Raw genomic sequence first — 17,553 nt, 5'->3', positions numbered from 1 at the left:
CTCGCGCCCCGCGGGCCCGTGGCTCACCAGGACGGTGGGCCACGGGCCCGCGGGGCGCCGGAAGGGGCTTCTCTATTCCATCGGGGCCGGGAGCCAGTCCTTGGCCACGACCGTGCCGGGCTCGTCCTGCCCGTTGATCCAGCCGAGCTTCGTCTTGCTGAGCGTCGTCTCGTCGAGAACCCCGGTCTTCTCGGCCACGAACAGGCCCTGGTACTCCTTGATCCTGTTGAAGAGGCCCGGTGACGGCTTCTCCTTGAGCTGGACGTGCTTGCGCAGGTAGTCGATGTTGGCCTTCGTGCAGGCGACCGTGATCGCCAGGTCGCCGTCGTCGATCTCGGCCTGCGTTCCCCAGAGCAGGACGTTACGCACCCACGGAACCTCCGGGCTGGCCACCTTCGCGTCCAGCGGCACCGTCTTCGCGTCGGCGAAGTGCGATGCCAGGAGCGCCGTCATCGTGGAGCGGCCCAGATTGCCGAGCCCGTCGTTCTCCGCCAGCTGACTGAAGGCGCCGTACTTCGTGTCGTTGGACTGCTGGAAGCACTTCAGCGCCTTCTCGGTCGCCTCGTCCAGCTTGCCCACCGTGTGCGTGGCGGTCAGCTTGCAGCCGCCCGCCCCCACGACCAGCCGTACCTGGGCGAACTGCACGAAGAGGTTCGGCTTGTCCTCCGAGGTGATGGGCAGCGGGCCCCGCTCGACCTTCTCCTCCTCTTCCTCGGGCTTCTCCTCCCCACCGCCGCCGCCTGACGCTTCCGGCTCCTCGGAGGGCTCGGGGTCCTGGGTGGGCTTCTGGGTCGGCTGCTCCGGCGGTTCCTCCGGCAGGGCGGTGGCCGCCGCCTGCTCCATCTTCGGCTGCGCGAGGGTGCGGACCGGCGCCTTGTAGGTGAACCAGAGCACGAGGCCGGTGATGGTGAGGGCGAGCAGCAGGCTCAGCGTGGTCATCATCCAGAGCGGCAGCAGGCTGCGCTGCACGTACGTGCCGTTCACCGCCAGGGGCTCGAACCCCGAGCGGCGCACCGACAGTTCGTAGGGCCGCTCCTGCTTCTGCCCCACCCAGGTGATCTGCCGGGGCTTGAGGGTCGTGTCGACGAAGGCGGCACGACCGGGCTGGATCTGGACGTTGGCCGGGACGATCTCGTACGAGAGGTCGTCGCTGGCCTTGTCGCCGCCGCCGATCGACGCCGTGAGGACGGTGTTGCCCAGGTTGTCGACGGCCAGCTTGGGCCGGCCCCTGAAGCGTCCCTTGACGGTCTGCGGGACCAGCTCGGCCCGCACCTCCATGAACGTGGTGAAGGTGACGTTCCCCTCGGTGACCGTGGTGGTCTCGGGGTGCTCGGTGGGCAGGATGCGCACACCGTACGGGTGCGGCCCCGCGGTCGCGTCGGGGGTTCTGGGTGGGGCGAACGTCAGCTCCACGATCCCGGTGGTGCCTGGAAAGAGCCTGATGGACGGCGGTTCCACCGATACGTACGGTGCGACGTCGCCGACCGTCTCGAAGCGGTACTCATCGACGACGTCACCGGTGTTGCGCAGACGCAGTCGCACGGTGGTGCTGCTGCCCGGGTCGACCGTGGTCGAGGCGGGCTCCAGGGATGTCCAGGTGGTCACCCGACGGACGCTACTGCCCACCGGGAAGGCGACGTCAGAGGCCGCGGGGTAGTGCCGCTGCCCGAAAGGCGGCGCGCGCTGCCCTCGAAACCCTTCGCTCGCGACTCCGGCCCGTGGGCGCGGGGCCGCGCCCGCTGCCGTACTCGACGGTGCGGAGCCCGGTGCCGTGCAGAGGGTTCCGCCAGGAGGCCTGGTGGCGCGAGGGGGCCTCGGGCCTTCCCGCCGTTGCCCCTGGGGGCATGTTCGGTGCCCTCGACAAGGCACTGAAGGACGTTTACCCGCGTGTGCCCGGGCCACGAGGGTTGAGCCTGGTCCTGTATCGGTACCCCGAGGAGAGCAGAGCATGCCGTCTTACCTGTCGCCTGGCGTGTACGTGGAAGAGGTGGCGAGCGGCTCTCGTCCGATCGAGGGGGTCGGCACCTCGGTGGCCGCGTTCGTCGGGCTGGCGCCCGACGGCCCTCTGAACGAGCCGACGCTGGTCACCAACTGGACCCAGTACGTCGCCTCCTTCGGGGAGTTCACCGACGGCTACTTCCTGGCCCACTCGGTGTACGGGTTCTTCAACAACGGCGGGTCCGCCGCCTATGTGGTCCGTGTGGGCGGGGCGCCCGGCGGAGTGGCCGGCACGGGCGAAGGCGCCGACGCGGTCGGCGGACAGGCCGGCCGGAAGACCGTCGCCGGCGGTGCGGCGCCCGCCGCGCTGACGGCCGGGGAGTCCGCGGCTCTGGGCACGTTCAAGGTGTCGGCCGTCGCGCCCGGCGAGAGCGGCACCCTCAGCGTCGAGGTCACGGACGCGGAGGGCGAGGGCCCCGCCGAGCGTTTCCGGCTGGTCGTCAAGGACGGCGCGAAGGCCGTCGAGACCTTCGACGTCTCGGCGAAGAAGAGCGCCCGCAACTACGTGGTCACGCAGGTCAAGGAACGCTCCAAGCTGATCTCCGTGCTGGAGGGGGCGGCGGCCTCGCAGCTCGCCCGCCCCGACAACCAGACGGTCGCGCTCGACGTGCCCGTGGCCGCCGCCCAGACCCTCGCGGTCCCGGACGAGGCGGAGGGCGAGTCGGTCGGCATCGCCGAGTACCTGGGCGACTCCTCGGACCGCACCGGCTTCGGCGGCCTCGAGGCGGTGGACGAGATCTCGATGGTCGCCGTCCCCGACCTGATGGCCGCCTACCAGCGCGGCGCGATCGACCTGGAGGCCGTGAAGGCCGTACAGCTCGGTCTGATCGCCCACTGCGAACTGATGGGCGACCGGCTGGCGATCATCGACCCGCCGCCCGGCCTCAACGCCCGCCAGATCCGGGTGTGGCGCCAGGAGACGTCCAACTACGACTCCAAGTACGCGGCGCTCTACTACCCCTGGATCAAGGTCTTCGACCCCGCCGGCGGCCAGACCCGGCTGATCCCGCCGAGCGGCCACGTCGCCGGCATCTGGGCCCGCAACGACTCCGAGCGCGGCGTGCACAAGGCCCCCGCCAACGAGGTCGTACGCGGTGCCGTGGACCTGGAGATGCAGATCACCCGGGGCGAGCAGGACCTGCTCAACCCGATCGGCGTCAACTGCATCCGCACCTTCCCCGGCCGCGGCATCCGCGTCTGGGGTGCGCGCACCCTCTCCTCCGACCCGGCCTGGCGCTACCTCAACGTCCGCAGGTACTTCAACTACCTGGAGGAGTCGATCCTCAACGGCACGCAGTGGGTGGTGTTCGAGCCCAACGACCAGGCGCTCTGGGCCCGGATCAGGCGGAACATCTCCGCGTTCCTGGTGACGGAGTGGCGCAGCGGCGCACTGTTCGGCGCCACGCCGGAGGACGCCTACTACGTGAAGTGCGACGCCGAGACCAACCCGCCGGAGTCGGTGGACCTGGGACGGGTCATCTGCCAGATCGGCGTCTCGCCGGTCAAGCCCGCCGAGTTCGTGATCTTCCGGCTGGCCCAGTTCTCCGGCGGCAGCGGCGAGCTGGAGGAGTAGTCGCCGCAGCCTCGGGCTCCCGCTCGACTTCACGCACAGCCACAGGTCCAGCCTCAGTAGAAGGAACGGCTTTTCATGAGTCTCTCCCAGGGTGACGCCCTCACTACCCACAACTTCGGCCTCCAGATCGACGGAGTCATGGTCGAGTACCTCCACGCCGTGGGCGAGGTGGGGATGGAACAGGACGTCATCGAGTACCAGCAGGTCTCGGCGAACGGCCAGCCGATCACCAAGAAGATGCCCGGTGTGAAGAAGGCCGGCGAGACCACCGTCACGCGCGGCATGGAGCAGTCCACCGCGTTCAACGAGTGGATCAACGCCTCGCTGCGCGGCGACATGGGCTCGGCCCGTAAGAACGCGAGCATCATCTACATGGACTACCAGTACAACCCGGTCCGGCGTCAGCACCTGCGCAACGCCTGGTGCACCAAGGTGATGGGCGCGGCGGCGACGGCCGGCGAGGCCTCCGTGATGACCGAGACCGTCACGATCGTCTACGAAGAGCTGGTCACCGAGTAATGCGCCGCGGACCTGCCAGGCCCGCCACCGACGCCGCTGCCGCCACGTCCGCACCCGCGGACGTGGCGGCCCCGGCCGTCGCCCCGGCGGAAGCACCGCCCGTACGGCAGCAGTTGCGGACCGAGTTCGCGTTCGAGCTGCCGCGCGGGTACGTGGACGACATGGGAACCGTGCACCGCGAGGGCGTCATGCGCCTGGCGACCGCCCGGGACGAGCTGATCCCGCTGCGGGACATGCGGGTGCAGGAGAACCCCGCGTACCTCTCGGTGGTACTGCTCGGCCGGGTCATCACCCAGCTGGGCACCGTGGCACACATGCACGACGGCGTGGTGGAGAACATGTTCGCCTCCGACCTCGCCTTCCTCCAGGACTTCTACCGTCAGGTCAACGCCGAGGGCCACACCAGGGCCGGCGTGTCCTGCCCGCACTGCGAGCAGCCGTTCGAGGTCGAGCTCGGCGGGAGCCGCCTGGGGGAATCGTGACGTACGCGACCGACCGTATCCATGAGGAGATCGCGTACATCGCCTACCACTTCCACTGGAACCTCGACGACATTCTGGACCTGGAACACCGTGAGCGGCGGCGATTCGCCGATCAGATCGCCACGTTGGTGACGCGTGCTGCAACGGAGCGGTGATGGGTATCTTCGACCGACTCAAGGGCCGCGGCCGAGGCGGTAATCAGGGCCGGGGCCCACAGCGGAGTGCGGGCGGGGACGGTACGGTGCCGGGCCCCGCCCCCGCCTCCGGGCCGCCCGGTGACGTCTCGGGCACCGCTGCCGGTGTTCCCGGCCGGGGTCGGGACTGGGCCGGTCTGCCGCCGATCAGGCTCGCCACGCAGCCGCCGGCGAGGCAGACGGTCGCGTCCGCGGAGTTCGCCGGCTCGCTGGCCGCCTGGCAGAACCACTCCTTCTCCGGAACCCTTTCGCACGCCGTCCTGGACGACGCGCCCACCGGTCTCATCAAGGACGTGGCGTCTTTCGCCCTGGGTTCCGGACCGGCTGCCGCCGCCGGGGCCAGGCTCTCCCCGGCCTCCCCGGCCGGCGGCGACGGTGACGCGGAGGGCGACGCACCGGGTGGCCGCCGTGATTGGCCGGGGCCGTCGGTCCAGCGTGCCCTGGGCCCGCGGGTCGCGCCCGCCCGGCCCCGGGCGGCGGCCACGCCGCCGGTGCTGACGCGGGCTCCCGCCCCGAGCACGGTCCGCCGGGTGCTGCCCGCGGTGGCGCCCAGGAGGACGGCCACCGCGCCGGTGACCGGAACGGGCCCACGGGCATCCGCTCCGACGCCCCCAGCGCCTCCCGCGGACTCGTCCCCGGCTCCCCGGTCCCCGCTCCCGTCCTCGCCCGCGCGTCCGGCTGCCGCTGAGCGCGGCCCGCGCCCGGACGGTGACCAGGACGGGCCGCGCGGCGGCTCCGCGCGGGTCGAACCGCCGGGCCCCCGCAGGCCGGGACCGGCGGCGTCCGGATCGGCCCCGTCGGACCGGACCCCTGCGGCTTCCCCCGCCCCGCTCCCCGTGCAGCGGCGTGCCACGGGTGCTCCCGGCGGGGCGGCCGGACCAGCCGCCGCCGCGCCGCCCGGGCGTCCGACGCTCGGACGCCCGTCGTCAGGACGGGGGGTCCCTCCGGCGCCGACGGCCTCCCCGGGGCAGCAGCGCAGTGGCATCGGCGCTCCCGTCGTGCAACCGTCCCCGCAAGCGCCCGGATCACCGGCAGCCACGCCCCCGGGCCTCCCCGGGGGCGAAGTGCCGTCGAGGAGGCCGCAGTTGCCCGGCGGCAACGGGAACGGCGGCCACGGGAACGGCGGAACACCGCCCGCCCGCCGGGCAACGGAGGCCGGTCCGGCGCCGGTCGCGCGCCCGGCCGGCACGTCGCGGACGGACGCGCCCGGTGCCGGTACGCCGACGACGAGCATGTCAGGAACGCCTGCGCGGACAACGGGTGCGTCCGCGACGAGCAACTCCGCGACGAGCACGCCTGCGGCGGGTACGCCCGCGACGGGTACGGCCGGACGGGCCCGTACGCCGGGGCCGCGTCCGGCTGTCCGGCCGAGGCTGGGCGCGCCGTCGAGCAGGCCTGCCGACGGTCGGGCCGCGAAGCCTGCGGCTGCCCCGGAGGCAGGTCGGCGGGCCGGCGCCCGGGCTCCCGACGGCGCACCCTCCGTGCAGCGCTCCTCCTCGCCCGGCGGCCGACCGGGCGTCCCGGCGTCCTCGCCCGTACGGCCTGCGCGGTCCGCACCCGGTCCCGTGGCGCCCGCAGGTACTCCTGCTCCGGCGCTTCCCGTGCAGCGGCGCACCGCTGCTGACGCCGCGTCATCGATGGGGCGTCGGGCGACCGGCACCGGGGCCGGTCCCTCCGCGTACGCCGACTCCTCCAGCCCCTCCGGCTCCTCCAGCCCCTCCGGCTCCACCCGTCCCTCCGGCTCCTCCGACCCCGGCGCGGGTGTGAGCGGCGCGGTGCCGGGGCAGGGCGCCGCTGGGCGTGCCGTCGTTCCCACGCGTGGGAACTCCGCGGTGGCGGGCGGCTCGACCGCGGGGCGGAACGCCGGCGCACCACCGGTGCAGAGGCTTGCCGGCTCGGGAACGGCCGACTCCAAAAGCGCGCCGGGCGGGCCGGCCGGCGGTTCGGGTCCTACGGGTGAACCGCCGGTACGGCCGCTTCCCGCACCCGCGCCGGGTTCCGCACCCGAAACCCGGACCGGCCCTCCGTCGGCACCCGCGCCTCCCGCGGCGGTTCGGCGTCCCGGCCCCGCAGTCCAAGGTCCGGGAGCCATCGGACCGGCAGTCACGGGCCCGGCAGCCGTGCCCGGTCCCGGCCCGCGTCCACGGCCGTCGAGCAGGCCCCCGGCGGATGCCGCCGGCAAGGCCGCTCCGCCGCCCGTGGGTCCGGTGCGGCCCGCAGGGACCGGCGGCTCCGGAGCCGCCCGTACGGCCGCAGTGCAGCGGGCAGCGCTGCCCGTTGTGCCGCTGCGGCGGCCGGGGGCGGCTCCGGCCGCCCCGCCCACGCGCCGTACACAGGCGCCGCCCGCACCCGGTCCGCCCACCGGCACCGTGAACCCGGAGCCCGTTGTGCTGCCCCGCGCGAGCGGCGCGTCCGGATCCGGTCGCCCGGCCGGCCCGCCTCCCGTGCGGCGTGCGCCCCTTGCCCGGCCCACGCCCCGGACGTCTGCCTCGGTCCCCGCCCAGGCACAGGCCTCCCCCCGGACCCCTGTGGCCCCGATGAGTGCCGGGCCCTCCTCGGTGCGACCTCCCGCCGTGTGCGTGGCGCCGGCCGAGGCTCTGCCGGCGCCGCGCCCCGCCACGGTCGCCCCGCTGGTGGGTTCCTCACGGCCGGTCGCGGCCGCCGGGCTCACGCCGTCGCCCACGGGGTCGCAGTCCGTGGCTCCTGCCGCGGCGGCGGTCGGTGTTCCCGCGCGGGGACCGGGACGACGCGACGAGGCCCCGCAGCCCGTCGCCGCTCCCGCGCGGCGCCTCACCGCTCCTGCGGCTTCCGCGCTGCCGGGCGTCTCCCGTGCCGTACAACGATCCCCGCAGTCGTCGCCCCCCGCGCCGACGACGCGGAGCACCCCGACCACGCGAAGCACCCCGACGGCACTCGGCACCCGGACGACGCCGAACACCTGGGCTGCGCCGAGCACCCGGACCGCACCCAGCTCCTCGACTGCACCGGGCGCCAGGACCGCACCCAGCTCCCCGACTGCGCCGAACACCCCGGACGCCGTGCGGCCACACCGCCTTCGGGCCCCGGCCCCGGCGAGCGTGGGGCCCGCCGGTGGCGCTCCCCGGCCCTCGGTCCAGCGTGCCGTGGCGTCGTCGCCGCCCCCAGCGGTGCGCCCGTTGCCCCGTACGGCCGCCGGTCCCATCCCCTCCGTCACCGGCTCCACCACCGCTGCCGCGCCCCCGCGGCCCGGCAGCGGGGGACCTCCTCCCGGTGGCGCCGGCGTCCCGGCCGTTCAGCGGTCCGTGTACGCACCGGTGCCGCCCGTCCCGGGCGTCGGCACCACCCGTACCCCGACGGCTCACGCTCCCGACGGCTCCCACACCCCCGCAGCCCCGGCGGCCCGGCCCGTCCGGAGCCCTGTGGTGTCCCTGACGCCCGCCCGGCCTCTCCCACCGGCCGCGTTCCCCGTGCAGCGGGCGCCCGCAGGCGCGGCCGAGGTGCCCGCTCCGCCACCCGTCGCCGCCCCGGTCCCGGCCCGGGCGCCGGCACCCGCTCCCAGGCGTGTGACCGCACCGCCACGTGCCACCTCCGTCCCGGTGCGACGGAGCGGAGGCGGCGAGGGCCCGGACAGGCCCGCGCCCTCCGTGACGAGCCAGTTGCATCCGCGTGAGCTCAAGGAGGACCAGGTGGCGGAGCTGGTCCACCGGCTGATCGGGCCGATGACCCGGCTGCTGCGCACCGAGCTACGGCTCGACCGTGAGCGGATCGGCAGGCTGCGCGACCCGCGCCACTGACAGGCCCCGCGAGAACGCCCGTTACGTCCGACCCCGGCCGAACCCCCGCCGGAACCCCGCCCCGACCTCACGTGGAACCGCAGGAAGGCCCCACCCGATGCCCCAGGAACTCGACGCAGGCTCCACCATCTTCTTCAACCTCACCATCGACGGTGAGAGCCTGGGCAACTTCAACGGTTGCGAAGGGCTCTCCTCCCAGGTCGAGATCGAGCAGCGGCAGGAGGGCGGCAACAACGGGTTCGTCTGGCAGTTGCCCTCCCGCGTCACCTTCTCCAACATCACGCTGACCCGGCCCCTCACCGAGGAGACCGCGAAGGTGGCGGAGTGGATCTCCTCCGTCACCACGGGGGTGACCCGTCCCACCGGGCAGATCGCCGCGCTGCGCGCGGACGGCTCGATGGTCGCCCAGTGGGGGCTGATCGACGTACTCCCCGTGAGCTGGCGCGGTCCGTCCTTCGACCCGGCGAGCCCCGCCGTGGCCACCGAGGTCCTGGAGATCGCCCATCACGGATTCACGGACGCGGGGGAGGCGTAGCCGATGAACCTCTCCAGCTTCGGCATCGGTGACAGCCTGGTGCGGGCGACGCTCGCCATCCATCAGCCACCGATCGGCAGCAGCACCAAACCCGGCGCGCTCATGAAGACGTTCAACTTCGACTTCAACCCGTCCCAGTTGTCGCTGACCCGCAGGGCCCAGTGGAAGACCACGCCCACCGCCGCGGTGAGGGACGGAGCGGTCCCGGAGTTCATGGGGCCCGAGCCCCGGGAGATGACGGTGGAGATCTTCCTCGACCGCTCCGAGGATCCGGACAGCAACGACGTGCGCAAGAAGGTCGAAGCCCTCTTCTCCTGCTGCGAGACGACCACCGCGAGCATCGCGGCGAAGCAGCCGTCGACCCCGTGGGTGGTCTTCGAATGGGGTGCCTTCTCCACGGCCCGCTTCAACGCCTACGTCAGCTCCGTGGAGGCCCAGTACACCCTCTTCAACACCAACGGGATGCCGATCCGGGCCGTCTGCCAGGTGAACCTGCACGAGATCCCGAGCAGCACCCTCGGCCAGAACCCCACCTCCGGCGCGCTCACCACCCGCCGGGTGCACCGGGTCGTGGCCGGTGACTCGCTCCCGCTCCTGGCCTGGCGCGAGTACGGCGACGCGACCGCATGGCGCACGATCGCCGAGGCCAACGACATCGACGACCCGAAGGCGCTGACGCCCGGCGTCGAACTGATGCTTCCCGCCGCGGAAGAGGTCGGCGCCTGATGCCCGACATCGGCTTCTCCAACGTCCTCACGGTGCAGATCGCCGGCAGGAAGCTCAAGTCCCCGGAGGACAGGAAACTGGTGGCCGGCCGCGTCGACTTCGGTGCGGGCGTGCCCGGGGCGTTCCAGCTCACCTTCCGTGACGACAAGAAGGACATCCTCTCCGGCCTGAACGCCGAGATCGGCGTGCCGGTGGTCATCGCCCCCTTTTCGGACGGCAAGGGCACGCCACTGATCACCGGCGAGGTCACCGCCCTGGAGACCGACTACGACCGCACCGGTACTTTCACCGTCATCCGCGGCTACGACAAGGGTCACCGCATGCTGCGGCAGCGCAGGGTGGCGGCGTACAGGAACAAGACCGCCACCGAGATCGCGGTCGAACTGGCGCGCAAGAGCGGCATTCCGATGGGCAAGACCCAACGGACCAAGGGCCAGTACGAGTTCATCAGCCAGGCCAACGTCACCGACTGGGACTTCGTCCAACGGCTCGCGGACGAGAACGAGATGGTGATGTCCATCAACTCGAAGGGCAGATTCCAGTTCGTCAAGCGGCAGCACGCCGCGTCGGCGCCCTCGGAGAGCACGCCGAGCACGCCGAGCGCAAAGAACGCGCTCCTTCTGAGGGGAGGCGAGGAGATCCTGCGCTGCCGCGCGGCGGTCACCTCCGCCGACCAGGTGACCGCTGTCGAGGCACGCGGCTGGAACGTCACCACCAAGCAGCCCCTGGTCTCCAAGTCGCCCGCCCTGGACAACACCGGCTTCGCCATCGGTACGACGCCGTCCGAGGTGTCCAAGATGTTCGGCAAGGCCGACCTCGTCGTGACCGACACGCCGTACGACAAACTCGACGAGGTCAAACACGCCGCCGACGCCGTGGCGGACGACGTGACCTCCTCCTTCGCCGAGGTCGAGATCACGGCGCGGGGCAACACCGAACTGCGTCCCGGGGTCGCCGTCACCGTCACGGACGTCGGCAAGCCGTTCCAGGGCAAGTACACGGTCACGGCGGCCCGCCACACCTTCGGCGACCAGGAGCACTACGAGACGTACCTGAACGTCAGCGGCCGTCAGTGGCGTTCGCTGTACGGGCTCACCTCCGGAGGCGGCGGGACGGGCCCGGCCGGCCTGCCGAGCGTCGCCAATGCCCTGGTCACCGACATCAAGGACCCGTTGAGGCAGGGCAGGGTCAAGCTGAGGTTCCCGTGGCTGGACGACATGTACGTCAGCGACTGGACCCGGACCGTCCAGTTCGGCGGGGCCAAGGGCGGCAGCATGATCTCACCGGACGTGGACGACGAGGTGCTGGTGGCGTTCGACCGCGGCGCCCTGGACCACCCGTACGTCATCGGCGGCCTCTACAACGGCGTCGACAAGCCGGATCCCGTCGACGTGCCGGTGTACGACCCGACGCGCGGGAAGGTCACCCGGCGCACCCTGTCCGACCGGAGCAACAACCGTGTCGACCTGCTCGACCAGAGCGTCGGCCTCAAGCGCGGGGTGCGGCTCTCCACCGGCGACAACCGGCTCACCGTCAATCTGGACCGGACGAAGACCGAGATCGTCGTGGACAGCAAGGGAAGGGTCTCCATCAGAGGGGCACAGGCCGTGAGCATCACAGCGGGCGGCAATCTCTCGCTGAAAGCGGGCGGCTCCCTGTCGATCCGCAGCGGTGGACCGATGAGCATCAACGGGGCGAGCACCCTGTCCGTGTCCGCGGGCGCGGCGCTCAACATGACGGCCGGCGGGGCCGCGTCGCTCACCGCGGGGATGGCGGTCCGGATCACCGCGGCCATCAACATCGGTCTGCAATCCCCGCCCCTCACCCTGCTCTTCAACATGAAGCCGGTGCTGACGGTAGGAGGAGCCTGATGGCAGAACAGTTCGTCGGATCCGGCTGGGCCTTCCCGCTGCGCATCAGCCCCACCGGCGGCATCGCCATGGTCAGCGGGGAACGCGAGGTCGAGGAGGCCATCCGGCTCGTCCTGTCCACCGCCCCCGGCGAGCGGCCGATGCGGCCCGAATTCGGCTGCGCCATCCACGACATGGTCTTCGCCCCCGTCAACGAAGCCACTGCGGGTCGGATCCAGCACGAGGTGCACAGCTGCCTCGACCGCTGGGAACCGCGCATCGAGGTGGACGACGTCACGGTGACAGCCGGCACGGAACAGGGCGTGCTCTTCATCGACGTCCGCTACTCGATCACCGGCACCAACAACCCGCGCAGCCTGGTTTTCCCGTTCTACGTGATCCCCTCCCACGACGGGCCCGAGGGGTCCGGCACGCCCGACGAGCACCATGGAAGCGACCGCTGATGGCCCTGCCCTCCCCGAACCTCGACGACCGGCGCTTCCAGCAGTTCGTCGACGACGCCAAGCGCTACATCCAGCAGCGCGCCCCCGAGTGGACCGACCACAACGTCTCCGACCCGGGTGTGACCCTCGTCGAGACGGTCGCCCACATGGCCGACCAGATCGTGTACCGGCTCAACCGGGTCCCCGAGAAGAACCACCTGGCGTTCCTGGACCTCATCGGGATCACGCTCTTCCCGCCCTCCGCCGCGCGTGCCGACGTCACCTTCTGGCTGTCGGCGCCGCAGCAGCAGCCCGTCGTGCTCGCGACGGGCACCGAGGTCGCCACGGTGCGCACACAGACCGAGGACGCGGTGGTCTTCGCCACCGAACGCGAACTCACCGTGATCCCGTGCGAGCTGTCGTACCTCGTGGTCCAGCGGGTCGACCAGGAGGCGGTCGACCGCACCTCGGACCTCGCCGAGTCCAAGGACGTGCACTGCTTCACCGAGGCTCCGAACCCCGGTGACCGCATGCTGTTCGGGCTCAGCGCCGCCGTTCCGGAGTGCGTGGTCGTGCTGGAGCTCGACAGCCAGGTGGACGGTGTCGGTGTCGACCCCAGGCAGCCGCCGCTCGCCTGGGAGGCGTGGACCGCCGACGGCTGGATCGACTGCGACGTCGAGCGGGACACCACCGGCGGACTCAACCGCCCCGGCGAGGTCGTGCTGCACGTCCCCGGCGGCCACGCGCTCTCCCGCACGGGGCGGCGCGAGGCGGGCTGGCTGCGCTGCCGCGTCACCGAGCCGGCACAGGGCCAGCCCTTCTACACCACCTCGCCCACCATCCGGTCCGCCGAGGCGTTCAGCATCGGCGGCACCACCGGCGTCGTGCACGCCGACACGGTGCGCGACGAAGCGCTGGGGGAGTCCACCGGGCTGCCGGGACACCGGCTGCGGCTGGCCAACAGCCCCGTCGTCGGCGACACACAGCCCCTGCTCCTCGAGGTCGCCGAGCGGGACGGCTGGATCGGCTGGGAGACCGTCGGCCACTTCGCCGCCTCGGGCCCCACCGACCGGCACATCACCCTGGACGCGACCACCGGCGAGATCGCCTTCGGCCCGTCCGTCCGCGAACCGGACGGCACCCTGCGCCAGTACGGGGCCGTACCGCCCAAGGGCGCGCCCATCCGGGCCCGCCGCTACCGTACGGGCGGCGGAAAGGCGGGCAACGTCGCGCGGGGCGCCATCCAGGTGCTGCGCGACTCGATCCCCTACATCTCCGACGTCATCAACCGGGAGGCCGCGCGCGGCGGGGTCGACGGCGAGAGCGTCGAGGAGGCGAAGCGCAGGGCGCCCATCGCGCTGAGCGCGCAGGACCGGGCCGTGACCCTGCGGGACTACGAGGAACTCGCGCGGCGCGCGGCACCCGAGACCGCGCGCATCACCTGCCTCGCGGCCGATCCGGACGAGCACGGCGCGCACGCCGTGCGGGTGCTGGTCGTCCCGCAGGCGGTGTCCGACCCCGGCGGCCGGCTGCGCTTCGAGCAACTCGTCCCCGGCGACGCCCTGCTGGGACGCATCACCCGCTACCTGGACGAGCGGCGCCTGATCGGCACCCGGCTGGCGGTCGGGCCGCCGTTCTACCAGGGGGTGACGGTCGTCGCGACGGTGCACGCCTTCCGCGGCACCGACACCGACCGGGTCAGGCGGCAGGCGCACGACGCCCTGTACCGCCACCTCGATCCGCTGACCGGCGGAGCCCACGGCGCGGGCTGGCCCTTCGGCCGCCCCGTCCAGGCCGGTGAGGTGTTCGCGGTGCTGCAGAGGGTGCCCGGCGTCGAGCTGGTGGACGAGGTGCTGCTGCACCCCGCCGACCCGCTCAGCGGCAAGCGCGGCGACCCCACGGAGCGGATCGACCTCGAACCGCCCGCGCTCGTCTTCTCGTTCGACCACCGCGTCCGGGTGATAGGGGACGACTCGTGACCACGAGCGGGAGCACGCGCGGTTCCGTCGACGGACTCGGCTCCTCGGCACCGCTGGGCGTGATGCTGCCGGCGGTGTTCGCCGAGGACGACCTCGCCCAGCGCTTCGTCGCGGGTATCGACGAGGTCCTCGCTCCGCTCCACAACGTGCTCGACTGCCTGGACGCCTACTTCACGCCGTCGCTCGCGCCTGCGGACTTCACCCGCTGGCTCGGCGGCTGGGTGGGCGCGGAGACCGAGGACCCGGAGACGGCCGGCGACACCGACGCACCCGCGGGCGGGGACCCTGCCCCGCTCACCGCTCCGTCCACCGGCCACCCGCAGGACACGGAGGCGACGGCCGCGCTGCGCGCCGCGGTGACCGCCGCCGTACGGCTCCACCGCATCCGCGGCACCCGGCGCGGACTCTCCGAGGCGGTACGGCTGGCCTTCGGCGTGGAGCCGGAGATCACCGAGAGCGGCGCGGCCGCCTGGGACGCCAGACCCCTGGGCCCGGTCCCCGGGGAGAACCGCCCCCATCTGCACGTCACCCTACGGCTGCCGGAGCCCGGCCCCGCCGCCGAGCACCGGCTGGAGCGCCTCGTAGCGGCAGCTCGCCCCGCACACATGCCTTACACGGTCCAAGTGATCACCGCCGAAAGGACTTCCGACAGGTGACCAGTCAGCAGGCTTCCCCCTCCACGCCACCTTCTTCCACAGGCACCGGAGACACGGGGGACCAGCCACGTCACTGTGCCGAATGCGGCACGCTGCCCACCCCCGGGCAGTCCTTCTGCGACGGCTGCGGCGCGGTACTGGGCTGGACCCCGCGCAGGGGATGGGTCGCCGCCACGGACACCCCTGGTGCTCCGGACTCCGACCAGGACCCGGCAACGTCGGCCGGCGCGGAAGCGGATGCCGGGACCACGGACCCGGCGCGCGAACCCGCGCGTGCCGACGCGCCGAGGGCGGAGCCCGAGGAGGAGGACGACACCCTGACCTCGATCCCGGTGATCTCCGCCACGCAGCCCGCTCCACAGGCCGCGACCCCGGACCCCGAACCGGACGCGAGTGCGCGGGCCAGGGCGCTGCTCGTACCGGTCGCCGACCAGCGGGCCGTCGACCCGGCACCGGAAGTCGCCCCGGTCCTGCCCGGCATGCCCGCCGCGGCCCGCCCCAGGGTCCAGGCCCCCAGCGGTGAGCCGGCCGACGAGACCGGCCCCCCGTGCCCCTGGTGCGAGGTCGGCAACCGCCCCGACCGGCACTTCTGCCGACGCTGCGGCATGTCCCTCGCGGAGCGCCCCGGCGTCCCGGAAGCCCGGCGCCCCTGGTGGCGCCGCATGCGGGGCTTCGGCGACCGCCCGACGCCCTGGGCGGGTGAACGCCCGAGGCTGCGCCGGGGCATCGGCCGCATCTTCACCTGGGTCGCCTACGGTCTCGCGCTCGGCCTGGTGATCTACGGGGCGTTCCACGTGGACAACGCATGGAACGCGGGACGCGACCACTTCGCGAAGCGGGCCCAGATCAGCCCGGACGCCGCCGAGGCGTCCCGTTCCTTCAAGGGCCACCCACCGAAGGCGATCTTCGACAAGATCAACAACAGCTGGTGGGGCCCCGGCGTCTCGCAGTCCGCCGAGGGCGAATGGGTGGAGGCGCGCTTCCTGGAACCCACGCGTCTGCTGGACATCCTCATCACGTCCGGCATCTCGACCAAGCCCTCCGACCTCTCCGAGGCCGCGCTGCCGCACCGTATGGACGCGGTCATCACCACGGCCGACGGGAAGAAGAGCACGCGTCACATCAAGCTCGACCAGATGAGCGGCCCCCAGCAGCGGAAGTTCCGGGCGCAGAACGTCGTCAGCGTACGGTTCATCATCCGCTCGGCGTTCAACGTGGGTTCCGACAAGCAGGTCTCGATAGCCGAGATCGAGTTCTTCACCCGCGCCACGACCAGCGGCACCTGAGGTCTGTCCCGTCATCCGCGGGGTCCCGCCCCCTCGACCGGCTCCCCGGAGCGTCGCGTCGAGGGGGCGGCCGTGTGTCCCTCAGGCGCTCACGGCCGGGACGTCCTCACAGGATCAGATCCTTGGCGCGCAGATACGGCACGGGGGAGAGGTCGGACCCGAACGCGGGCCCCGTGCGGATCTCGAAGTGCAGATGCGGCCCCGAGGCGTTGCCGGTCTCTCCGGACCAGCCGATGAGCGTGCCGCCCTGGACGCTCTGGCCGACGACTGCCTTCACCTCGGAGAGGTGGGCGTACTGGCTGAACGTACCGTCCTCGTGGCGGATCACGACCTGGTTGCCGTAGTCCCCGCCCGCCCCGGCGGTGACGACCTCGCCGGGGCCGATGGCCTTGACCGGCGTCCCGGTGGGGACCACGAAGTCGACCCCGGTGTGCAGACCGGTGGACCAGGACGAGCCACGCTGGTGGTACGGGGTGCCGGCCGGGCCCTCGACGGGAAGGGTCCAGCCGCCGGACACGGCCCCGCCGACCGGGACGACCATCTTCGGGTAGGACTTCATGACGGCCTCGACGTACTCGTACGTCTCCCCGTCCGCCCCGCTCGCCCGCGGCACACCGCCGTACTCCTCGACCGTCTTCCAGCTCACGCGGTAGCCGGCCAGTGCCAGTTCGAGGGGGGCGCCCCGGTAGCCCGGGTGCTGCTTCGCGGTCCGCAGGAGTTCGCACATCTTCCTGCCCTGCGCCGGTATGGCGTCCGCCGGGTCCAGCACGTCCTTGACGCCGTCGTTGTTGCCGTCGATGCCCGCGGCCGCCCAGTCGGCGTCGGAGAACTGCGCGATGCCCCTGGTGACGGGGCGTTCGGCCTGTGCCACGTCGGGCAGTTCCCCGCCCGAGGAGGCGTTTGCGGAGCCGGTGGCAGAGTCCTCACCGGTGAGGCCGTCTTCTGCCGGGTCCCCGTCCTCTGCCCGCTGTTCCTCGCTCCGTGGATCCGTCAGCGAGCCCTCGTCGCCGACCGGCTCGTCGGCGGCCACGGACCTGGCCCTCGGGTTGAAGTTGCTCTCCCGCTTCAACTGGGCGGCCAGCACGGGCGCGGTGAGGAGCTTCTCGTCGCAGTCGGCCGCGGCGTCGCGTATGAGTTTCGCGTAGACGACGGGGACCCCCACGTCGCCCGCCTTCAACTCGGTGCTCATCGGCGCGGGCACCTCCCCGCCGGCCGTCTCGCTGTCGTCGAAGGTCCCGAGCAGAAGGCCCCCGACTCCGATGGATAACGGCGTCACCACGACCCCGACGATGACAGGCACCATCCAGCGAGCGATCTTCACAGGCCCGGTTCTCCCCCAACTCGACCGTCGCGATGAGGATCACTATGTCATCCGCCCCGGAAGGCCCGGCCGGGGCCCGCGCATCCCGCGCCGGGAACCGCGGGACGCATCGGCGAGTGCCGCGCCGTTGCGCAGTCCCGGGCGGCGTGATCGGGTGCGCGGGAGGCTCGCGGAGATGTCCGATGCCGTCCGGGCGCGCGCGCCGTCAGGGTCCGTGA

The 17,553-nt window shown here is 72.6% G+C and carries 14 protein-coding genes; 12 read left to right on the top strand and 2 right to left on the bottom strand.

The annotated features are described in order from the left end of the window. Window positions 1–72: 72 nt before the first annotated feature. On the bottom strand, window positions 73–1,605 hold the full coding sequence (locus tag JOC24_RS26505; protein WP_205022914.1) for a COG1470 family protein: 1,533 nt from the start codon (window positions 1,603–1,605) through the stop codon (window positions 73–75). A gap of 343 nt (window positions 1,606–1,948) precedes the next feature. Between JOC24_RS26505 and JOC24_RS26500 the strand changes: the two genes are divergently transcribed. From JOC24_RS26500 to JOC24_RS26440, 12 genes are all read left to right on the top strand, one after another. Then, complete coding sequence (locus JOC24_RS26500; RefSeq protein WP_205022913.1) at window positions 1,949–3,571, top strand: phage tail sheath family protein; 1,623 nt, start codon at window positions 1,949–1,951, stop codon at window positions 3,569–3,571. Between the two features lie 75 nt (window positions 3,572–3,646). Next, window positions 3,647–4,090, top strand: coding sequence for a phage tail protein (locus JOC24_RS26495; RefSeq protein WP_014153883.1), 444 nt, complete (start codon window positions 3,647–3,649; stop codon window positions 4,088–4,090). Further along, on the top strand, window positions 4,090–4,572 hold the full coding sequence (locus JOC24_RS26490; protein WP_205022912.1) for a hypothetical protein: 483 nt from the start codon (window positions 4,090–4,092) through the stop codon (window positions 4,570–4,572). Before JOC24_RS26495 ends, JOC24_RS26490 begins: the two co-directional genes overlap by 1 nt. Further along, window positions 4,569–4,727: a DUF6760 family protein gene (locus JOC24_RS26485; protein WP_198959632.1), complete on the top strand. Its 159-nt coding sequence runs from the start codon at window positions 4,569–4,571 to the stop codon at window positions 4,725–4,727. Before JOC24_RS26490 ends, JOC24_RS26485 begins: the two co-directional genes overlap by 4 nt. A gap of 3,662 nt (window positions 4,728–8,389) precedes the next feature. Further along, the gene (locus tag JOC24_RS26475) at window positions 8,390–8,539 is read left to right on the top strand and encodes a hypothetical protein (protein WP_205022911.1); all 150 of its coding nucleotides are present in this window, start codon (window positions 8,390–8,392) and stop codon (window positions 8,537–8,539) included. A 97-nt stretch (window positions 8,540–8,636) separates the two neighbouring features. Continuing rightward, window positions 8,637–9,074, top strand: coding sequence for a phage tail protein (locus JOC24_RS26470; RefSeq protein ID WP_014153878.1), 438 nt, complete (start codon window positions 8,637–8,639; stop codon window positions 9,072–9,074). A gap of 3 nt (window positions 9,075–9,077) precedes the next feature. Continuing rightward, entirely contained in the window at window positions 9,078–9,800 is a 723-nt protein-coding gene (locus tag JOC24_RS26465; protein ID WP_205022910.1) for a CIS tube protein, read from the top strand. Next, on the top strand, window positions 9,800–11,671 hold the full coding sequence (locus tag JOC24_RS26460; protein WP_205022909.1) for a VgrG-related protein: 1,872 nt from the start codon (window positions 9,800–9,802) through the stop codon (window positions 11,669–11,671). Before JOC24_RS26465 ends, JOC24_RS26460 begins: the two co-directional genes overlap by 1 nt. Further along, entirely contained in the window at window positions 11,671–12,114 is a 444-nt protein-coding gene (locus JOC24_RS26455; protein WP_205022908.1) for a GPW/gp25 family protein, read from the top strand. The genes JOC24_RS26460 and JOC24_RS26455 overlap by 1 nt, the downstream gene beginning before the upstream one ends. Next, window positions 12,114–14,072: a putative baseplate assembly protein gene (locus JOC24_RS26450; RefSeq protein WP_205022907.1), complete on the top strand. Its 1,959-nt coding sequence runs from the start codon at window positions 12,114–12,116 to the stop codon at window positions 14,070–14,072. The genes JOC24_RS26455 and JOC24_RS26450 overlap by 1 nt, the downstream gene beginning before the upstream one ends. A gap of 62 nt (window positions 14,073–14,134) precedes the next feature. After that, the gene (locus JOC24_RS26445; RefSeq protein WP_205023009.1) at window positions 14,135–14,728 is read left to right on the top strand and encodes a phage tail protein; all 594 of its coding nucleotides are present in this window, start codon (window positions 14,135–14,137) and stop codon (window positions 14,726–14,728) included. Next, entirely contained in the window at window positions 14,725–16,014 is a 1,290-nt protein-coding gene (locus JOC24_RS26440) for an NADase-type glycan-binding domain-containing protein (protein ID WP_205022906.1), read from the top strand. The genes JOC24_RS26445 and JOC24_RS26440 overlap by 4 nt, the downstream gene beginning before the upstream one ends. A gap of 106 nt (window positions 16,015–16,120) precedes the next feature. Here JOC24_RS26440 and JOC24_RS26435 read toward each other — a convergent pair whose 3' ends face one another. Beyond that, complete coding sequence (locus JOC24_RS26435) at window positions 16,121–17,335, bottom strand: M23 family metallopeptidase (protein ID WP_307792760.1); 1,215 nt, start codon at window positions 17,333–17,335, stop codon at window positions 16,121–16,123. Window positions 17,336–17,553 lie beyond the last annotated feature (218 nt).

The sequence above is a fragment of the Streptomyces sp. HB132 genome, from assembly GCF_016909575.1.
GTDB lineage: Bacteria > Actinomycetota > Actinomycetes > Streptomycetales > Streptomycetaceae > Streptomyces.
Note: the sequence above shows the minus strand (reverse complement) of the source record. Positions and strands in the feature narration are given on the sequence as shown.

Bases quoted from the DNA above. Each gene is read 5' to 3' on its own strand.
- JOC24_RS26470 (WP_014153878.1), top strand. From the start codon at position 8,637: ATGCCCCAGGAACTCGACGCAGGCTCCACCATCTTCTTCAACCTCACC.
- JOC24_RS26495 (WP_014153883.1), top strand. From the start codon at position 3,647: ATGAGTCTCTCCCAGGGTGACGCCCTCACTACCCACAACTTCGGCCTC.
- JOC24_RS26490 (WP_205022912.1), top strand. From the start codon at position 4,090: ATGCGCCGCGGACCTGCCAGGCCCGCCACCGACGCCGCTGCCGCCACG.
- JOC24_RS26445 (WP_205023009.1), top strand. From the start codon at position 14,135: ATGCTGCCGGCGGTGTTCGCCGAGGACGACCTCGCCCAGCGCTTCGTC.
- JOC24_RS26460 (WP_205022909.1), top strand. From the start codon at position 9,800: ATGCCCGACATCGGCTTCTCCAACGTCCTCACGGTGCAGATCGCCGGC.
- JOC24_RS26500 (WP_205022913.1), top strand. From the start codon at position 1,949: ATGCCGTCTTACCTGTCGCCTGGCGTGTACGTGGAAGAGGTGGCGAGC.
- JOC24_RS26450 (WP_205022907.1), top strand. From the start codon at position 12,114: ATGGCCCTGCCCTCCCCGAACCTCGACGACCGGCGCTTCCAGCAGTTC.
- JOC24_RS26455 (WP_205022908.1), top strand. From the start codon at position 11,671: ATGGCAGAACAGTTCGTCGGATCCGGCTGGGCCTTCCCGCTGCGCATC.
- JOC24_RS26465 (WP_205022910.1), top strand. From the start codon at position 9,078: ATGAACCTCTCCAGCTTCGGCATCGGTGACAGCCTGGTGCGGGCGACG.